Consider the following 16431-nt stretch of genomic DNA (forward strand, 5'->3'; position numbering starts at 1 on the left):
TAATTGGCATGCTATTCTCGGATTCGTAGGTTTAGTTAATGTTTATAGCGAAGATTCAGGAATAAATCATGAGAGTCCAACAGCAATCGATCCGAACGCTGGATCGGCTCGACCGACGCATTCTTGCGTTGCTCCAGCAGGACGGGCGGATGTCGATGAAAGACCTCTCCGAGCAGGTTGGGCTTTCGATCACGCCTTGTATCGAGCGGGTGAAGCGCATGGAGCGCGATGGCGTGATCATGGGCTACTTCGCGCGGGTGAATCCGGCGGCGCTTGGGGCCGCATTGCTGGTGTTCGTCGAGATCACGCTCGATCACAAGTCCGGCAACATGTTCGATCAGTTTCGTCGTGAAGTGCTGCGAATCCCGGAAGTCATGGAGTGTCATCTGATCTCGGGCGACTTCGATTACCTGATCAAGGCGCGCATTCGGGAGATGTCGGAATACCGGAAGTTGCTCGGTGACATCCTTCTGCAGTTGCCGGGCGCGGTGCAATCCAAGAGTTACGTCGTGATGGAAGAGATCAAGGAGACGCTCACGATCAACGTCGAAGAGTAGCCGGGGCAAGGATGGCGCAAGCGAGGCGCGGGTTGCTGGGGAGCGCCCCGGTGGCGCGTCGTCATCGATGGCTTCGTCGCGGGCGCCGGGCGCGCGGATTGGGGTTGAGCGATCGATGAGCGCCTAAAAGAGCGGCATCTGCGGGTTGGCGTGGCCTGCGAGGCCACCATGATCCTGCGCGGATGTGGCGGATGTGGCGGATGTCGCAGATTGCTGACGCGGTCGACGTTGCGATTCGGGATTGCGCTCACTCTCAGTGGTGGGCGTTTCGGGTTCGGGGACGTTGAACTGGTCGATGCGCAAAGGCGGTCTCGCCTGATTGAGTCCCAACTTGCGGGCTGCGAGATGAAAGCGCTGACGGATCAATTCCGCGTGCAAACCGGTGCCCCGCATGCGGGTACCGAATTCAGCGCTGTTATGTTTGCCGTCGCGCACCTGTTCGATCAGGCTCATGACGTGGCGTGCCCGAAGCGGGTAATGGGTTTCCAGCCAGGTGACGAACACGTCGTGCACTTCGCGCGGTAGCCGCAGCATGACATAGCCCGCGTACGTTGCGCCGGCTTCGGACGCTGTCTTCAAGACCCGTTCGATATCGAAATCGGTGAGCGCCGGTACGATTGGCGCGACGATCACGCCCGTGGGTACGCCCGCGTCCGTCAGCTTGCGTATCGCTTCGATGCGACGCGCGGGGGTATTGGCACGCGGCTCCATTTTGCGGGCAATGTCCGCGTCGAGCGTTCCCACCGAGATGAAGACACGGGCCAGGCCGCGCTTCGCCATCCGCGACAGGATGTCGATGTCGCGGGTGACCAGCGCAGATTTCGTGGTGATGCCGACCGGATGGCCGAAGCGCTCGAGCACTTCCAGCACGCTGCGGGTGATGCGGTATTCGCGCTCGATGGGTTGATAGGGGTCGGTGTTTGCACCGAGCGCCAGCAGGGCGGGCCGATAGCCGCGTTTGCGCAGCTCGGCGTCGAGGCGTTCGGCGGCGTTGTGTTTCGCGTACAGACGGGTTTCGAAGTCGAGCCCCGGCGAGAGCCCCAGGTAGGCGTGCGTGGGGCGGGCAAAACAATACGTGCACCCATGCTCGCACCCTCGGTAAGGATTGATCGATCGGTCGAACGGAATGTCTGCCGACTGATTGCGCGAGATGATCGTGCGCGCGTTCTCCAGCGCGACTTGCGTCACGAACTTGACCTCGCATTCCTGGGCCGCGTCCGATTCGTAGCGGGTTTCGTCGCTTTCGCGCCGGAATTCGGAGAAGCGGGATTCGACGTTGGCGGTGGCGCCTCGGCCCTTGCGCGAAGGGGGCGGCACGAATGAGGAAGCCATAGCTCGTCTCCTTGATGGCAGTCCGGGGCGCAAATGCTTGGCGTCCGCGAGGGATGCTTGTCATTATACTGTGTTTTTATACAGTATCGACAGGGAGGGTGGCCATGACGGAAATTGGACTGGCAGGTGTGTCAGGTATGTCGGGCATGTCGGGCATGGCGAGCATGCCAGGCATGGCGGGTTGGCCTTGGCGCGCAGCGTCGATGGTCTGGAATGGTTGGCGACGCTGGATGGACTTATGGGTTGCCTTCGGGCGGGGCGGGCGGCAAATACGGTGCGATGGCGTGCGCGATAGCGTCGAGTGCGGCGTTGTCTGCATGGGGACGTTGCCGGGCGAGTCGAACCGCGCGGAGCGTCAGGAGCGAGTAAAGCGTCGCGTGATGATCGCCCAACGAGGCAAGCGCTTCCGTGTGTCGCGTGACGATGCTGGCGTCGCCACGCGACACCGGGCCGGCAAGCGCGCCGGCGAGTCCGCGTTCGCGGGCGGCGTTGAGCGTGCCCATGACGAGTGGCCACATGGCGTCGCGAGCGTCGTCTTCGGGCATGCCGATGGCTTGCCAGAGCCAGGTGGCTTCGTCGAGCAAGCAGAGGAGAAAGCTGGCGGCGTAGTTGGCGCCCGCGTGATAGCGCATGCGCGCGCCTGCCGGGATCGACAGCGCATGGCAGCCGATGGCCCGCGCGAGGCCGTGAAGCGTGTCGGACAATGGCGCGTCGGCTTCGATGGTGATCGCGCTGCCCGACATGCGCGTGGCGTCGTCGTCGAGTCCTGCGAAGAGAAAGAGCGGGTGGAAGCCGCCGATCTGCGCACCGTGCTGTGTTGCAGGCGCGAGCAAGCCGACTTCCGACGCGCCGCTGCAATGGACCAGTGCCTGACCGGTGCGCGGTGCGAGGTGCGCGGCACACGTGGCGATGGCGTCGTCGGGAACGCTCAGAAAGACCAAATCCGCGTGCGAGAAGACGGCATTCATGTCTTCAGGGCGGTCAATTGGCAGTGCCGCGCATCCGGGCAGTGCAGACGCGACGCGCTGCGCCGCGTCAAGGCGCCGGCTTGCGATGGCGGTCACGGCATATCCCGCCTGCGCGGCCGCGGCCGCGAGGGCGCGCGCGACACGGCCGGCTCCGATGAAGCCGAGTGTCGGCCGGGGAATCACGGGAATCACGGGAATCCGGGGAACCGAGGGACGTTGGGCGAAGGGGGCTGTCGTCACTGCGGGTTACTGCGACAGACGGTTCGGCGTTTCATGCGTTTCGAAGTAGGTCTGGAACGCGACGGCGAAGCCGATCATGAGCAACATCGCGCCGACGAAAAGCGACACGCTGACGATAATGACGGCCGTCCATCCCGAGCGGGATTTGCGCTGGGTGTGGGTGTTGAACTGGGCATTCCACCGTTCGTCGGGGCGAAGTCCGTAGACGATCGCCGTCAGGAATGCCGAGAACAGAGAGATGGCGCCCAGAATCGTCAGCGCCCACCCGGCGGGCGAGCGCAGGTCGCTCGTGACAAGCAGGCCCCAGCCCGCCAAGCCGCATGCCGATCCGACGATATGCGCCCATCCGAAGCGGTCGCGCAAACCGTACAGATAGAAGCGGTGCAGGCCCAGTGTGCCAAACAGCATCGCCAGGCCGGCGGTCAGGGTTTTGGATTTGTAGGCGACTGCGTTCATTTGGCGTGGTTATCGGGCAGGCGTTTCGCGAATGACTTCGACAAGCGTCCAGCGCATGCTCGAAGCGTCGGCGGGCGGATTGGCGATGGGTTCGCCGTGGATTTTCACGCGGTATTCTACGCCGGGCTTCCACTCGAAACCATCGATGCGGGTGTACCAGAGTTCCCACGGCGCTTTGCCGGAATCGTCCGCGTTGCGCACGCGCAGGCACTTGCGCGGTGCCACGCCCGTGCAATCCGCCAGTTGCGAATCGACATCGACGATACGGTCTTCAGTCCCTGCGGTGCTGCGCGTGCCGGCGAAGGGATGGTCGAGCAACGTTTGGGAGGCGTAGGTCAGTATCTGCCCGCCGGGGGCGCTCAGCATCAACTGTGTATCGCGGCGTTCGAAACGCGTGACGCGAGGCAGTATCTTCAGGTAGCGGTCTTCGAACGCCATCGAGTCGGGGCACGCCATGCGCGTTGTCGCCGGCGGCTGAAGGCTGACCTGCCCCTTGGCGGGGCCGACCTTGTATTGACCGAAGATTCGGTTACATCCGCCCGTGCCCGAGAACGCGCCCTTGTCGTTGAAGGTCAGGTTGATCGCACGGCCTTCCGGCAGGCTCGGAACGTCGCTGTCACCCTCCCACTTCACCAACTGCCAGGTGCCGAGAATATCGGCGGGCTTCGTCGCAGCGACAGGGGCGCCGGACGAAGCCGACGATTGATTGGCGCCGCCGCCCGACGGGGCCGCGCAGCCGGCCAGCATGGCCGCAGGTATCAGGAGAGTGGTCATATAAGCGGCGAACGAGGAGGGCAGGAACGAGCGTCGGCGTTGGGTCATGATCTTGTCCGGGCGTAGTTGCGAAGCGGGCGGCGACGGTGAAAATGTCGCGGCGGGTGTGGGAGCGTGTCTTTGTGCGGCGCCTCGAGGGCAGTGAAACGTTGACCCGAGGGCGGGCGGAGCAGTTCCTTGCGCGATGCTTGCGTTCGGATGGCCGAACCGGTGCGGTTGCAGGGGCCGAGACGGCTGCGGGGGGCGGGCGGTAGTCATGCCGTGGCCTCACGGTTTCCGGTAGGTGATGCGATAAATGGCACCGGCGTGGTCGTCGCTGATCAATAGCGAGCCGTCCGGCAACGTGAGGAGATCGACGGGACGGCCCCAAGCCGTATCGTCCTCACCCAACCAGCCTTGCGCGAATATCTCCTGCTTCGTAACGTTGCCCTTGGTGTCGAGTATGGCTCGGACCACCCGGTAGCCAACCTTGCGACTTCGGTCCCAAGAGCCGTGTTCCGCGATAAAGATGCTGTTGCGGTAGTCCCTGGGAAACTGCTTGCCTATATAAAAGCGCATACCGAGCGCGGCCACATGGGCGCCGAGTTTCGCCATGGGCGGTGAAAAGTCGGCGCAGCGCGACTTTCGTCCGAACTCCGGATCCGCAATGTTCCCGGCATGGCAGTAGGGGAATCCGAAGTGCTCGCCGACGCGCGTGAGCCGGTTGAGTTCGTCATCCGGAACGTCGTCGCCAAGTCGATCGCGCCCGTTATCGGTAAACCAAAGCGTATGGGTTCCGGGTTGCCAATCGAAGCCGACGGCGTTGCGCACGCCACGCGCGACCACCCGCCAGTCGGTGCCGTCCGGCTTCATGCTGCCGATCATTGCGTAACGGTTTTCGTCGCGCTTGCAGACATTGCAGGGCGCGCCCACACCGACATACAGGCGTTGGTCGGGGCCGAACGCAATGTACCGCCCGCCGTGTTGGGGCTCGCTCGGGAGCTTGTCATAGACGACAACCGGTTTGCCGGGACGATCGAGGCGGTTTTCAATATCGTCGAATCTGACGATGCGTGAGACGGCGGAGATATAGAGTGCGCCCCCGCGCATGGCCACGCCCATGGGCATGTTCAGTCCGGAGGCCACCGTGCGGACGCCGGCGGCATATGCGCGCGACGGGTCCAGCGTGACGGCATAAACCACGCCTTGCGCCCGGCTGCCGACGAATAGCGTGCCTTTCGGGCCAAGGACCATGCCGCGAGCACCTGGCACGCGATCGGAGAGAACTTCGACGTGGAAGCCCGGCGGTAGTGCGAGACGTTCGATGGGAAGGGCATCGCTCGCGGTCGCGAGCAATGGCCCAAGCATCAGCGCGGCGCCAAGAATCCGGCTGGCCTGACGCGAATGCTGAACAAGGCGGACATCTCGTTGGGCGCTGCGTGCCAGGCGCTGCGGCCGCAAGAGATGTTGCCATCCATCGGGAAATCGTCGCATGCCGGACTCGCTTCGCTCAAGGGATGCGTGCATTGTAGACCAGGGCTCGCAAGGGCTGACGTAGCCCAACCCCCGGTCCAATGGCGGTGCGGCTTGGCCGGGTACGTCCGGCATCTGGGGAAGTGTTTGTTTTGACGAGGGTTTTGCGCTATAATCACGCGTTTTCTGTCCGAACACTTCTGGATTCACAAGGATTTATTCATTATGGTCGTTATCCGCCTGGCTCGCGGCGGCGCGAAGAAGCGCCCGTTCTACAACATCGTTGCAACCGACTCGCGTAACCGTCGCGATGGTCGCTTCATCGAGCGTATTGGCTTCTACAACCCGGTCGCTGCCGAAGGCACGGAAGGTCTGCGTATTGCTCAAGACCGTCTGACTTACTGGCAAGGCGTTGGCGCACAACTGTCGCCGACCGTGGCTCGTCTGATCAAGCAAGGCGCCAAGGCTGCTGCCTAAACGCTTCGACTTGTCGAGCTGTACGCATTGCTGTCGGTTGCCGATGGCATGAGAATTGAACGGCGGTGCCTGCTCTTGAGCGATCTGGAGCGGGCATCGCCGTGTGTTCGTCACAACGTTGGATTGGCATGGTTCGTTCCGCTCGACCCGCACGTGAGCGGGTACCACTGAAAATCGGTGCTGAGGCGCGGCGCGCCAGCGGCATGCGCGCTGAGCAAGTACTCGCGCCGGTGACCGAAGTGCCCGACGATCTCGTCGAACTGGGTTATATCGGCGAAGCTTACGGCATTCGCGGCTGGATCAAGGTGCAGCCGCACACGGGTGAGGGCGAAGGGCTCTTGTCCGCGAATCGCTGGTTTTTCCGTCGTCCCGGCGAGTCGGCCTATACCCAGGCCGACGTGCTGCACAGCCGCGGGCATTCGGGGACCGTCGTCGCGCAATTGCGTGGTAGCGAGAACCGGACGGCTGCGGAGGCGCTCAAGGGGCTTCAGGTTTGGGTGCCGCGCAGTGCATTCCCGAGCGCCGGCGAAGACGAGTTCTACTGGGTCGACCTGATGGGCGCCCAGGTGACGAATTTGCAGGGTGAACTGCTTGGCAAAGTTGTCGGATTGCTCGACAACGGCGTGCATACGGTGTTGCGTGTTGCTTACGAGGTTCCGGCCGTTGCCGATGCGCCGGCGAAGACTGCCGAGCGTCTGGTCCCGTTTGTGGGTCAATACGTGCAGACCGTCGATGTCGAGGCGGGCCGTATCGTGGCGGACTGGGGTCTCGACTATTGAAATACCGATTGAACGCCCGGCCATCGATGTGTCCGGGCACTCCTGGACGGAACCGGTCAGATGCAGTTTGACGTCGTCACGCTCTTTCCCGAAATGTTTCGGGCACTGACCGACTGGGGCGTCACCAGCCGGGCGCTCAAGCAGTCGCGCTACGGTCTGCGATTTTGGAATCCGCGTGATTTCACGCATAACAACTATCGCACGATCGACGATCGGCCATACGGCGGGGGGCCGGGCATGGTAATGCTCGCCAAGCCGCTGGACGACGCGATCGTTGCGGCGAAGGCGGCGCAGGCCGAAGTCGGCGTGCCGCGTAGCCGGGTGCTGCTGATGTCGCCGCAAGGCAAGCCGCTCACGCATCGCCGGGTCGTAGCGTTGCGTGAAGAGGAGCAGGGGCTGATTCTGCTCTGTGGCCGCTACGAAGCCATCGATCAACGATTGATCGATCGTGTGGTGGACGAAGAGGTCAGTGTTGGCGATTTCGTGTTGTCGGGCGGCGAGTTGCCCGCCATGGCATTGATGGACTCGCTGATCCGGCTGCTGCCGGGTGCGCTCAACGACGCGCAATCGGCCGAGCAGGACAGCTTCGTCAATGGGCTGCTCGATTGTCCGCACTACACGCGACCGGAAGAATACGAAGGCGTGCGAGTGCCCGATGTGCTGTTGGGCGGGCACCACGCAGAGATTGAAAAATGGCGGCGCCGCGAGGCGTTGGCCAATACCTGGCGCAAGCGCCCCGATCTGATCGAGAGCGCACGCGTCAACGGATTGCTCAGCCGTGCCGACGAGGCGTGGCTGGCAAGCCTGCAGGCCGATGCCATTATGTCGGCCAGGTAGGCAACGGGTGTCGTCATGGGGACGACATTCGGTTTGAACCCATCCTCTGTCGGGGCCGGCATGCCGGTATAGAACGCCGATACGATGGCACAAGGAGTAGTCAATGAATCTGATCGCCAAGATCGAGCAAGAAGAAATCGCGCGTCTGACCGCGAACAAGACGATCCCCGAATTCGCCCCGGGCGATACCGTGATCGTTAATGTGAACGTTGTGGAAGGTACGCGCAAGCGTGTGCAGGCTTACGAAGGCGTCGTGATCGCCAAGCGTAACCGCGGCCTGAACTCGGCGTTCATCGTTCGCAAGATTTCGTCGGGTGAAGGCGTTGAGCGTACGTTCCAGACGTACTCGCCGCTGATCGCCAGCATCGAAGTCAAGCGTCGTGGTGACGTTCGCCGCGCCAAGCTGTATTACCTGCGCGAGCGTTCGGGCAAGTCGGCACGTATCAAGGAAAAGCTCACGTTCAAGAGCAAGACCGTCGCTGCCGAGTAAGTCGGACGTTGGCACGCTGGGTGACCCCGCTGTTGGGTGAAGCCAAAAGCTGCAAGGAAAAAGCACCCCTCGGGGTGCTTTTTTCATGATGTTGCGTCGCATGGTCGCGAGTGTGGCGGCGCGGCCCCCCCCCCCGTGAAATACCCCGAATTGCCGTGGGATTGGCATTTTCTTCGCATGTACGCATTTTCGGCTTCCTCGCTAAAATAGCGAAGTTGTCCATCGAACCAAGGTCTACGTGACGCCACCTCTCATCCTGCATCCTGAAGCGTTACCCATCTTCTCGACGGGTCGGGATGAGCCTGCGGTGCCCGCAGAGCGGCTAACACCGGAAGCGTTACGAGATCGTCTCGCCAGTCCGCCGATCTGGACGCCCGACGCGGGCGCGATCGAACGCCTTGCTTCGCCGTTTTTTACGCCGCGTGCTGCGGCCGTGCTGGTGCCGTTGGTCATGCGCCCGCATGGCACCACCGTGCTGCTCACCCGGCGCACACAGCACTTGAGCACGCATGCAGGGCAAGTGAGCTTCCCCGGCGGCAGTCGCGAGCCCGAAGACCCTACGCCGATCGCCACGGCTTTACGGGAGTCGCGAGAAGAAATCGGCCTCGATTCGGGCGCGGTGGAAGTGATCGGCAGCCTGCCTGATTACGTCACGGGCACTGGCTTTCGCGTCGCACCTGTTGTGGGGCTGGTCACGCCACCGTTCGATCTCGTGGCCGACGCCGGGGAGGTCGACGAGATTTTCGAGGTGCCGTTGGATTTCCTGATGAACCCCGCGCATCATCAGATCCGTGTGTTCAACTATCAGGTGGGGGAGCGCCGGTTTTACGCCATGCCCTATCCGAAGCCCGCTGGCGGCGAATACTTCATCTGGGGTGCCACGGCCGGTATGCTGCGCAATTTCTATCAACTCCTGCGGGCCTGACGCGAGAGACGAATCGTTTCTGCGCGTTGTGTGCCTGGCGCGTGAATCGAGTGCGTCGAGAAGGCGCTTGGGACGGGCATTCGCGAGAAGCTGTGCTATCGTTACACCATTCCGTCTGGTGATTTGATCGCACGCATGACATTCTTTTCGGTACTCCTCGCGCTGATCCTTGAGCAGATGCGTGCCCTCTCCACGCAGAACCCGATCTACAACCTGATTCGCTCCCACGCGACCCATACGTCGCAAACGTTCGACGCCGGACAGCCTCGTCATGGCTTGCTTGCGTGGCTAGTCGTTGTGCTGCCGTTCGTGCTGGCGGTTGGCGTGATCTACTACCTGCTCATGCGGGTCAATATTTTCCTGGGCTTCGCATGGAATGTGCTCATTGTCTATCTGACGATGGGCTTCCGGCAGTTCAGTCACTATTTCACCGATATCCACGTTGCGTTGAACAACGATAACGTGAACGAAGCGCGAGAGATCCTGCATCAGTGGATCGGCATCGACACGGTTGACATGCCGGTCGACGAGATCGTGCGCCACACGCTGCTTCACGCCGTCATCGCATCGCATCGCCATGTGTTCGGTGTGTTCTTCTGGTTCCTGATGCCGGTCGGTCCGGCGGGTGCCGTCCTTTACCGTCTCGCGGAATATCTGTCGCGTCGCTGGACCGAGGCTGCCCCGGATCGCAGCCCGGCGTTCGGCGCGTTCGCGCGCAAGGCGTTCTACGTGATCGACTGGGTGCCGGCCCGGTTGACGGCCATCGGGTTTGCCATCGTCGGCAACTTCGAAGACGCCATCTACGCATGGCGTCATTACGCAAAGCAGTGGCCGAACGAGAACGAGGGCATTCTGCTGGCCGCAGGCAGTGGCGCACTCGGTGCTCGCCTCACCGGGCCGCTGGCGGAAGTCTCCAGCGTCGACGCGCTCAATCAAGGCGACGATGCGGTTCTGCCCGTGGGCAGCGAATGCACGCCGCGTACGCTGCAGGCCGCCGTCGGTTTGGTGTGGCGCGCCGTGCTGCTGTGGATGCTGCTGCTGCTGTTGCTGACCCTGGCAGTTTGGTTGGGCTGACGTCGACGTCCGGGGCGTCCAGGGAGGCTAGGGCGGCTAGGGCGACAGGACGTCTGGGCAGGAACGCAGCAGCACGTAGAAAAAACCCCGCAGAGAAGACCAATGCGGGGTTTTTTTATCGATGCGCTTTGGCCGAGGCGTCAGTAGGGGATCTGTTGCTCCGACTCGTGGACGAGTTGTGCATAGAGCGTGTGGCGTTGCTGCGAGATCTGCCCATCGGCGACGGCTTCGAGAATCGCGCAGCCGGGTTCTTTCAGGTGATGGCAATTATAGAAGCGGCACCCGGTGAGTCGCGGGCGAAACTCGGGGAAGGCGCGCTCCAGCGCCCCCTCCTTGAGGTGATGCAGACCAAACTCCTGAAAGCCCGGTGAATCGATGAGGAGTCCGCCTTCGGGCAGGTGGAAGATTCGCGTGAAGGTCGTCGTGTGCTTGCCGGAGTTCAACACCGTGGAGATCTCGCGCGTTGCGGCATCGGCATCGGGTACAAGCAGGTTCACGAGGCTGGACTTGCCCATGCCCGACTGCCCAAGCAGCAGCGACGCCTGATGCGCCAGGCGCGGTAGCAACAATGCCTTCGCGGCTTGCGCGTCCGCGCGCACGGAAAGCTCCAGCACTTCATAGCCCAGCGCGCGATAGGGGGCCAGACGCTCGCGCGCGACGGGCAGGGCATCGACCACATCGGTCTTGTTGAGCACGATCAGCGGGCGCAGCCCATTGGCCTCGGACGCGACGAGCGCCCGGCCGAGCAGATCTTCGCTGAAGTACGGCTCGGTCGCCAACATGATGACCAATTGATCGATGTTTGCGGCGAAGAGCTTGCTCTTGAACTGGTCCGACCGGTAGAGCAAATTGCGCCGCGGCAGGATTTCCTCGATCACCCCCTGGTCGCCGGTACGCGCCCAGGCCACTTCATCCCCGACCGCGATTTCGCTCTTCTTGCCACGGGGAAAACACAGCACCGTTTCGCCATCGTCCGCTTCCACCACGTAGTGACGGCCGTGCGCCGCCGCCACACGGCCATGGCGTCGTTCCAGCGCGGTCGTCTCGACCGGCGCCGCCTTCCCCTTGCTGCTGTGCTTCATGCGTGCCCCATCAGGCGGTCGATACGTTCAGACGCAGGCGGATGCGAATAGTAGAACGCCGTGTAGATCGGGTCGGGCGTGAGCGTCGACGCGTTGTCCTGGTAGAGCTTCACGAGTGCATTGACCAGATCGCTCGCTTGCGTCTGGCCGGCCGCGAACGCATCGGCCTCGAATTCGTGTTTGCGCGAGGTCAGGCTGTTCAGCGGACTGGCGAAAAAGCCGAACACCGGCAGCACCAGGAAGAACAGCACCAACGCCAATGCGTTGTTGCTGCCGGTCATCGACGGCATCACGCCAAGTTCCGCGTAGAACCACGTGCGACCGGCCAGCCATCCGAGCAGGGCAAGGAATGCCAGCGACAACGCGAAAGCGACAACCAATCGCTTGGTGATGTGGCGGCGCTTGAAGTGCCCCAGCTCGTGGGCCAGCACCGCTTCGATTTCGGCGGGGGAGAGCCGCGCGATCAGCGTGTCGAAAAACACAATGCGCTTGGTGCGGCCGAAGCCACTGAAGTACGCATTGCCATGCGCCGAGCGTCTCGAGCCGTCCATCACGAAAAGCCCACGCGTCGCAAAGCCGCAGCGCTGCATCAGCGCCTCGATGCGATGCGCCAGCGACGGGTCCGAGAGCGGCTCGAACTTGTTGAACATCGGCGCAATGACATGCGGGAAGATGAATTGCACGAACAGATTGAACGCGACCCAGACAAGCCACGTGTACAGCCACCACAGCGGCCCCGCGCGCTCCATCAGCCACAGCACGACGAACAAGAGCGGCAGCCCTAGCACGACGCCGATCGCGGTGCCTTTGAGCAGATCGGCGATGAACAGCCCAAGCGACATTCGGTTGAAGCCGAATCGCTGTTCGATGACGAATTGCCGCACATAAGTGAAGGGCAGGTCGACGATGGCGGAAATCAGCAAGACTGCTGCGATCAGTGCGATCTGGCCCAAATAGCCTTCGCCGAGCCACGCAGAAATGCCGACGTGCAACAGATTCAAGCCGCCAAGCAGCGTGAAAGCGACAAGCAGCACCGCCTGAGCGAAGATCTCGGCCATGCCCAGACGCGTGCGGGCGACCGTGTAATCGGCCGCGCGCTGGTGGTCGGTCAACGTGATCGTGTCGGCGAATCGCTCGGGAACGGCTGCGCGATGGGCGAGCACGTGGCGGACCTGCCGGGCGGCCAGCCAGAGCTTGGTCATGACCATCGCCAGCAGAAAGACCACGAAGAGATAAGTGAACATGCGCTTTAGGAGATTCCGAAGTATGCGAGAATTATAAGTTCTTTCGACCGGCCAGGCGCCGTCCCGGTCGCCTACCGACGTGTTTTCCAGAGTCTTCCGACCATGTCTGTCATCCCATCCCAAAATCCCACGTCCGTCGATGCCGAGAAGCCGCTCGCGCGGGCCGAGTTCAATTTGGTCTGGCTCGATATGGAAATGACCGGCTTGCAGCCGGACAGCGACCGGATCATCGAGGTGGCGGTCGTCGTCACGGACTCTGCACTGACGCGTCGTATCGAGGGGCCGGTGTTCGCGATTCATCAGTCGGATGCCGTACTCGACGGGATGGACGACTGGAACAAATCGACGCATGGCCGCTCCGGGCTGATCGATCGCGTGAAGGCGTCGACGGTCGACGAAGCGACGGCTGAAGCGCAATTGATCGAGTTCCTGTCCCAGTACGTGCCGCCCAGCAAGTCGCCGATGTGCGGTAACTCGATCTGTCAGGATCGTCGTTTCATGGCGCGATATATGCCCAGGCTCGAAGCGTTCTTCCACTACCGGAATCTGGACGTCAGCACGCTCAAGGAGTTGTGCCGCCGCTGGGAGCCCACGGTGTACAAGGGCTTTTCCAAGCGTGCCGCGCATACGGCGCTGGCCGACATCCACGAGTCCATCGACGAACTGGTGTACTACCGCGAGCATTTCCTGAAGACGGCCGTGCCTGGCGCACCCGACCCGTCGACATCAACGCCCGTCTGACGCCCCTGCTGCACACGCCGTCGAGCGCTGGCGAAATCGCTGGCGTTCGGGGGATGTTCCAGCCCGTTCGGCCGGGATTGCCCGAGCGTTCAGGAAGAATTCGCTGAGCGTTCAGACAGGATTCGCGGCGCGAATTGCATTCTTGGGGCGAAATGCCTTGCAAACGGCTTCGTTCGTTTCGACGTAAGGTCCGCCGATCAGGTCGATGCAGTATGGCACGGCGGCAAAAATGCCCTGCACGACCGATTTTCCGTCGGCGTCGCGCAGCCCCTCCAGCGTTTCCTTGATCGACTTGGGCTGACCGGGCAGGTTGATAATGAGGGCGGCTCGCGCGGCCGTCTCGCGGATCACGGCCACCTGACGCGACAGAATCGCCGTCGGCACAAAGCGCAGGCTGATCTGACGCATCTGCTCCCCAAAGCCCGGCATCTCTTTCGTACCCGCTCGCAGCGTGGCCTCCGGCGTGACGTCGCGCCTCGCGGGGCCGGTGCCACCGGTCGTCAGCACCAGATCGCACTGCATCGTGTCGACCAGTTCGATCAGCGTGGCCGTAATGCCATCGGCATCGTCGGGAATCAGGCGTGTTTCGGCGACCCACGCAGAAGTGAGCGCACTGCCCAGCCAAGCCTTTAGTGCGGGGATACCTTGATCGTCATACGTGCCCTGGCTCGCCCGATCGCTGATCGAGACGAGGCCTACGCGAAGTTCGTCCGGATGTGCACGCGTGACCATCAGTCTTCCTCGCGGGTTGGGAATTCCGGTAGTTCGTGATCGGCGTCGTCCGAAGATTCGGCGCGCGACGCACCGGTGCCGAGCAAGTCCTTGAGCGCTTGGAACAGCTCGCGAAAGGCCTTGGGCGGCCTTTGAGCGGCCTGCTCGCGGCGGGCGTTACGAATCAGGGTGCGCAGTTGCTGAGCGTCGGCGTTCGGGTGCTGGGCGAGCAACTCGGTGAGCGCCTCGTCCTTGGTCAGCAGGCGTTCGCGCCAGCGCTCAAGCGCATGCAGCTTGGCGGTTTCTGCCTTCGAAACGCCGTTGATGACGTCCAGCGCGCGGCGAATCGCCTCGACTTCGGACTCGTGCAGCGTGCGCATTTGCTTGCCCACGTACTGCATTTGACGCCGACGGCCTTCGTGCGCGGTGATCTTGCGGCAGTCCCGCACGGCCTGCTCGAGGTTGTCGGGCATCGGCACGCGCGCGAGCGCGTCCTTGGCCAGGTTGACCAGTTCTTCACCCAGGTCCTGCAAGGCGTGCGACTCGCGCTTGCGCTGGGATTTGCTCGGGCCTTCGTCGGAAAGCTCGCTATGGGCGATATTGTTAAAGCGTTGAATGTGCGTCATGGGCGCTATTGTAACGCGGCGCGCGGTGTCCAAATAGTTGCCGGCCATCGCACGGTGGTGCGCAAGTCGCGCTAAGATGGCGGTTCCTATTCAGCCACTGACCGAATCGCGCCGATGTCCCAAGCGACCCAGCATTTCACGCATACCCAGGATCAACTCAAGGAAATCGTCAGCGACGTACTGCAATACGCCCGTTCGCTCGGCGCAACCGACGCGGCGGCCGAAATCTCCGAGGGCGACGGTCTGTCCGTTTCGGTGCGGCGCGGCAAGGTCGAAACCATCGAGCGCAACCGAGACAAGCTGGTGGGCGTAACGGTCTTCATCGGCCAGCGTCGCGGTAATGCCAGCACGTCGGACTTCTCGCGCAAAGCGCTGCACGACACGGTCGAGGCCGCGTACAACATCGCGCGCTTCACTGCGGAAGACGATTGCGCGGGGCTGGCCGAGTCCGAACTGCTGGAGATGCATCCGCAGGATCTGTCGCTTTTCCACCCATGGCGCATTGCTGCCGACGACGCGGTCGAGCTGGCGCGGCGCGCGGAGAAGGCTGCGCTCGACGTCAGCCCGCTCATCCGAAATTCCGAAGGCGCGAGCGTTTCCGCCCAGCACTCGCAGTTCATGCTGGGCACGACCGGCGGTTTTCTCTCGGGATATCCCTATTCGCGCCACTATCTGTCGGTCTCGCCGATCGCCGGCGCCGGCAGCCATATGCAGCGCGACGACTGGTATTCGTCCAAACGTGCCGCCGAAGACCTGGCCTCGCCCGAGGCGGTCGGCCGTTACGCAGCGGAGCGCGCGCTGGCCCGCCTGCATGCGCGCAAGCTCTCCACGCGCAAGTGCGCAGTGCTGTTCGAGGCGCCGCTCGCGGCCGGGTTGCTGGGCGCTTTCGTGCAGGGCGTGAGCGGCGGCGCACTGTATCGCAAGGCCACGTTCCTGGTTGACACGCTCGGCAAGCCAGTGTTTGCCGATCATGTGGGCATTCATGAAGATCCGCATGTGCCGCGCGCCATGGGCAGCGCCCCGTACGACGAGGAAGGCGTGAGAACCCGCGCCCGCGATGTCGTGAGCGACGGCGTCGTGCAAGGCTACTTCCTCTCGACGTATTCGGCCCGAAAGCTCGGCATGCAGACGACCGGCAACGCGGGGGGCTCGCATAACCTGCGCATGTTCAGCAAGCACACCGCACCGACCGACGACTTCCGTGGGATGTTGCGCAAGCTGGGTACCGGCCTGCTCGTCACCGAACTGATGGGGCAGGGCGTGAACTATGTGACGGGCGACTATTCGCGCGGCGCCTCGGGCTTCTGGGTCGAGAACGGCGAGATTCAGTACCCGGTCGAGGAAATCACGCTGGCGGGTAACCTGAACGACATGTTCCGCCAGATCGTCGCCATCGGGGCCGACGCGCTGGTGCGTGGCACCAAGGAAGTCGGGTCAATCCTGATTGAACAAATGACCATTGCCGGTCATTGATGCTGCAAAACACCGTGATGGCGCCATAAACGCGTTGGATTTATGTGCCGTCACGGAGCAAAAACCCATTCGTCGTGTCAGCCACAGTCAGTTTGCGTTATGCTTAGGAGTTTTCTTAAGCCGTGGCTTAAGAACGGACACGGTAGTTAGGGTAATGGGCGCGCTCATAAGGCGCGCTTTCTCATAACTAGAG

18 protein-coding genes are annotated in these 16431 nt (G+C 62.6%); 9 read left to right on the forward strand and 9 right to left on the reverse strand.

What is annotated here, in order from left to right:
* The first annotated feature begins 68 nt into the window (after window positions 1-68).
* Window positions 69-557 (forward strand): Lrp/AsnC ligand binding domain-containing protein, encoded by a 489-nt coding sequence (locus tag ACE3UG_RS03115; RefSeq protein WP_374619488.1) that lies wholly within the window; start codon window positions 69-71, stop codon window positions 555-557.
* Window positions 558-680: 123 nt separating this feature from the next.
* On the opposite strand, the gene ACE3UG_RS03120 is transcribed toward ACE3UG_RS03115, so the two are convergent.
* The 5 genes from ACE3UG_RS03120 to ACE3UG_RS03140 all read right to left on the reverse strand — a co-directional run bounded on the left by ACE3UG_RS03120 (window position 681) and on the right by ACE3UG_RS03140 (window position 5674).
* Window positions 681-1889, reverse strand: a complete 1209-nt coding sequence (locus ACE3UG_RS03120; protein ID WP_374619490.1) for a PA0069 family radical SAM protein — start codon at window positions 1887-1889, stop codon at window positions 681-683.
* A gap of 236 nt (window positions 1890-2125) precedes the next feature.
* On the reverse strand, window positions 2126-3049 hold the full coding sequence (locus ACE3UG_RS03125) for a Rossmann-like and DUF2520 domain-containing protein (RefSeq protein ID WP_374619941.1): 924 nt from the start codon (window positions 3047-3049) through the stop codon (window positions 2126-2128).
* Between the two features lie 54 nt (window positions 3050-3103).
* Window positions 3104-3553 carry a hypothetical protein gene (locus ACE3UG_RS03130; protein ID WP_374619492.1) on the reverse strand — a complete coding sequence of 150 codons (450 nt, stop codon included), beginning with the start codon at window positions 3551-3553 and terminating at the stop codon, window positions 3104-3106.
* A gap of 9 nt (window positions 3554-3562) precedes the next feature.
* Window positions 3563-4375 carry a DUF4377 domain-containing protein gene (locus ACE3UG_RS03135; protein WP_374619495.1) on the reverse strand — a complete coding sequence of 271 codons (813 nt, stop codon included), beginning with the start codon at window positions 4373-4375 and terminating at the stop codon, window positions 3563-3565.
* Between the two features lie 219 nt (window positions 4376-4594).
* Window positions 4595-5674 (reverse strand): sorbosone dehydrogenase family protein, encoded by a 1080-nt coding sequence (locus ACE3UG_RS03140; protein WP_374619944.1) that lies wholly within the window; start codon window positions 5672-5674, stop codon window positions 4595-4597.
* Between the two features lie 330 nt (window positions 5675-6004).
* On the opposite strand from ACE3UG_RS03140, the gene rpsP reads away from it, so the two are divergent.
* From rpsP to ACE3UG_RS03170, 6 genes are all read left to right on the forward strand, one after another.
* Window positions 6005-6256 carry a 30S ribosomal protein S16 gene (rpsP, locus tag ACE3UG_RS03145; RefSeq protein WP_017234865.1) on the forward strand — a complete coding sequence of 84 codons (252 nt, stop codon included), beginning with the start codon at window positions 6005-6007 and terminating at the stop codon, window positions 6254-6256.
* A 203-nt stretch (window positions 6257-6459) separates the two neighbouring features.
* Window positions 6460-7035, forward strand: coding sequence for a ribosome maturation factor RimM (gene rimM / locus ACE3UG_RS03150; protein WP_374619502.1), 576 nt, complete (start codon window positions 6460-6462; stop codon window positions 7033-7035).
* A 60-nt stretch (window positions 7036-7095) separates the two neighbouring features.
* A complete protein-coding gene (trmD, locus tag ACE3UG_RS03155; RefSeq protein ID WP_374619504.1) occupies window positions 7096-7872 on the forward strand; it encodes a tRNA (guanosine(37)-N1)-methyltransferase TrmD in 777 nt (258 codons plus the stop codon).
* A 103-nt stretch (window positions 7873-7975) separates the two neighbouring features.
* The gene (gene rplS, locus ACE3UG_RS03160) at window positions 7976-8362 is read left to right on the forward strand and encodes a 50S ribosomal protein L19 (RefSeq protein WP_374619507.1); all 387 of its coding nucleotides are present in this window, start codon (window positions 7976-7978) and stop codon (window positions 8360-8362) included.
* A 238-nt stretch (window positions 8363-8600) separates the two neighbouring features.
* Complete coding sequence (locus ACE3UG_RS03165) at window positions 8601-9287, forward strand: CoA pyrophosphatase (RefSeq protein WP_374619510.1); 687 nt, start codon at window positions 8601-8603, stop codon at window positions 9285-9287.
* A 135-nt stretch (window positions 9288-9422) separates the two neighbouring features.
* Window positions 9423-10361, forward strand: a complete 939-nt coding sequence (locus tag ACE3UG_RS03170) for a CobD/CbiB family protein (RefSeq protein WP_374619513.1) — start codon at window positions 9423-9425, stop codon at window positions 10359-10361.
* Window positions 10362-10501: 140 nt separating this feature from the next.
* On the opposite strand, the gene rsgA is transcribed toward ACE3UG_RS03170, so the two are convergent.
* Together rsgA and ACE3UG_RS03180 are read right to left on the reverse strand one after the other, a co-directional pair.
* On the reverse strand, window positions 10502-11443 hold the full coding sequence (gene rsgA / locus ACE3UG_RS03175) for a ribosome small subunit-dependent GTPase A (protein WP_374619516.1): 942 nt from the start codon (window positions 11441-11443) through the stop codon (window positions 10502-10504).
* Complete coding sequence (locus ACE3UG_RS03180; RefSeq protein ID WP_374619519.1) at window positions 11440-12687, reverse strand: M48 family metallopeptidase; 1248 nt, start codon at window positions 12685-12687, stop codon at window positions 11440-11442. The genes rsgA and ACE3UG_RS03180 overlap by 4 nt, the downstream gene beginning before the upstream one ends.
* Window positions 12688-12789: 102 nt before the next feature.
* On the opposite strand from ACE3UG_RS03180, the gene orn reads away from it, so the two are divergent.
* On the forward strand, window positions 12790-13428 hold the full coding sequence (gene orn / locus ACE3UG_RS03185) for an oligoribonuclease (protein ID WP_374619521.1): 639 nt from the start codon (window positions 12790-12792) through the stop codon (window positions 13426-13428).
* A 111-nt stretch (window positions 13429-13539) separates the two neighbouring features.
* Here orn and mog read toward each other — a convergent pair whose 3' ends face one another.
* On the reverse strand, window positions 13540-14160 hold the full coding sequence (gene mog / locus ACE3UG_RS03190; protein WP_374619524.1) for a molybdopterin adenylyltransferase: 621 nt from the start codon (window positions 14158-14160) through the stop codon (window positions 13540-13542).
* A complete protein-coding gene (yjgA, locus tag ACE3UG_RS03195) occupies window positions 14160-14765 on the reverse strand; it encodes a ribosome biogenesis factor YjgA (protein WP_374619527.1) in 606 nt (201 codons plus the stop codon). Before yjgA ends, mog begins: the two co-directional genes overlap by 1 nt.
* Before the next feature lie 114 nt (window positions 14766-14879).
* Here yjgA and pmbA point away from each other — a divergent pair, with 114 nt between their 5' ends.
* Entirely contained in the window at window positions 14880-16238 is a 1359-nt protein-coding gene (gene pmbA / locus ACE3UG_RS03200) for a metalloprotease PmbA (protein ID WP_374619530.1), read from the forward strand.
* Window positions 16239-16431: the final 193 nt, after the last annotated feature.

Origin of the sequence: Pandoraea sp. (assembly GCF_041919235.1) — a bacterium.
Taxonomy (GTDB): domain Bacteria; phylum Pseudomonadota; class Gammaproteobacteria; order Burkholderiales; family Burkholderiaceae; genus Pandoraea.

Excerpts from the sequence above, each read along its gene's own strand:
- yjgA (WP_374619527.1), bottom strand. The coding sequence starts at position 14,765 with ATGACGCACATTCAACGCTTTAACAATATCGCCCATAGCGAGCTTTCC.
- ACE3UG_RS03115 (WP_374619488.1), top strand. The coding sequence starts at position 69 with ATGAGAGTCCAACAGCAATCGATCCGAACGCTGGATCGGCTCGACCGA.
- ACE3UG_RS03135 (WP_374619495.1), bottom strand. The coding sequence starts at position 4,375 with ATGACCCAACGCCGACGCTCGTTCCTGCCCTCCTCGTTCGCCGCTTAT.
- ACE3UG_RS03170 (WP_374619513.1), top strand. The coding sequence starts at position 9,423 with ATGACATTCTTTTCGGTACTCCTCGCGCTGATCCTTGAGCAGATGCGT.
- ACE3UG_RS03140 (WP_374619944.1), bottom strand. The coding sequence starts at position 5,674 with ATGCTTGGGCCATTGCTCGCGACCGCGAGCGATGCCCTTCCCATCGAA.
- ACE3UG_RS03120 (WP_374619490.1), bottom strand. The coding sequence starts at position 1,889 with ATGGCTTCCTCATTCGTGCCGCCCCCTTCGCGCAAGGGCCGAGGCGCC.
- ACE3UG_RS03130 (WP_374619492.1), bottom strand. The coding sequence starts at position 3,553 with ATGAACGCAGTCGCCTACAAATCCAAAACCCTGACCGCCGGCCTGGCG.
- rimM (WP_374619502.1), top strand. The coding sequence starts at position 6,460 with ATGCGCGCTGAGCAAGTACTCGCGCCGGTGACCGAAGTGCCCGACGAT.
- mog (WP_374619524.1), bottom strand. The coding sequence starts at position 14,160 with ATGGTCACGCGTGCACATCCGGACGAACTTCGCGTAGGCCTCGTCTCG.
- pmbA (WP_374619530.1), top strand. The coding sequence starts at position 14,880 with ATGTCCCAAGCGACCCAGCATTTCACGCATACCCAGGATCAACTCAAG.
- trmD (WP_374619504.1), top strand. The coding sequence starts at position 7,096 with ATGCAGTTTGACGTCGTCACGCTCTTTCCCGAAATGTTTCGGGCACTG.
- ACE3UG_RS03180 (WP_374619519.1), bottom strand. The coding sequence starts at position 12,687 with ATGTTCACTTATCTCTTCGTGGTCTTTCTGCTGGCGATGGTCATGACC.
- rpsP (WP_017234865.1), top strand. The coding sequence starts at position 6,005 with ATGGTCGTTATCCGCCTGGCTCGCGGCGGCGCGAAGAAGCGCCCGTTC.
- rplS (WP_374619507.1), top strand. The coding sequence starts at position 7,976 with ATGAATCTGATCGCCAAGATCGAGCAAGAAGAAATCGCGCGTCTGACC.
- rsgA (WP_374619516.1), bottom strand. The coding sequence starts at position 11,443 with ATGAAGCACAGCAGCAAGGGGAAGGCGGCGCCGGTCGAGACGACCGCG.
- orn (WP_374619521.1), top strand. The coding sequence starts at position 12,790 with ATGTCTGTCATCCCATCCCAAAATCCCACGTCCGTCGATGCCGAGAAG.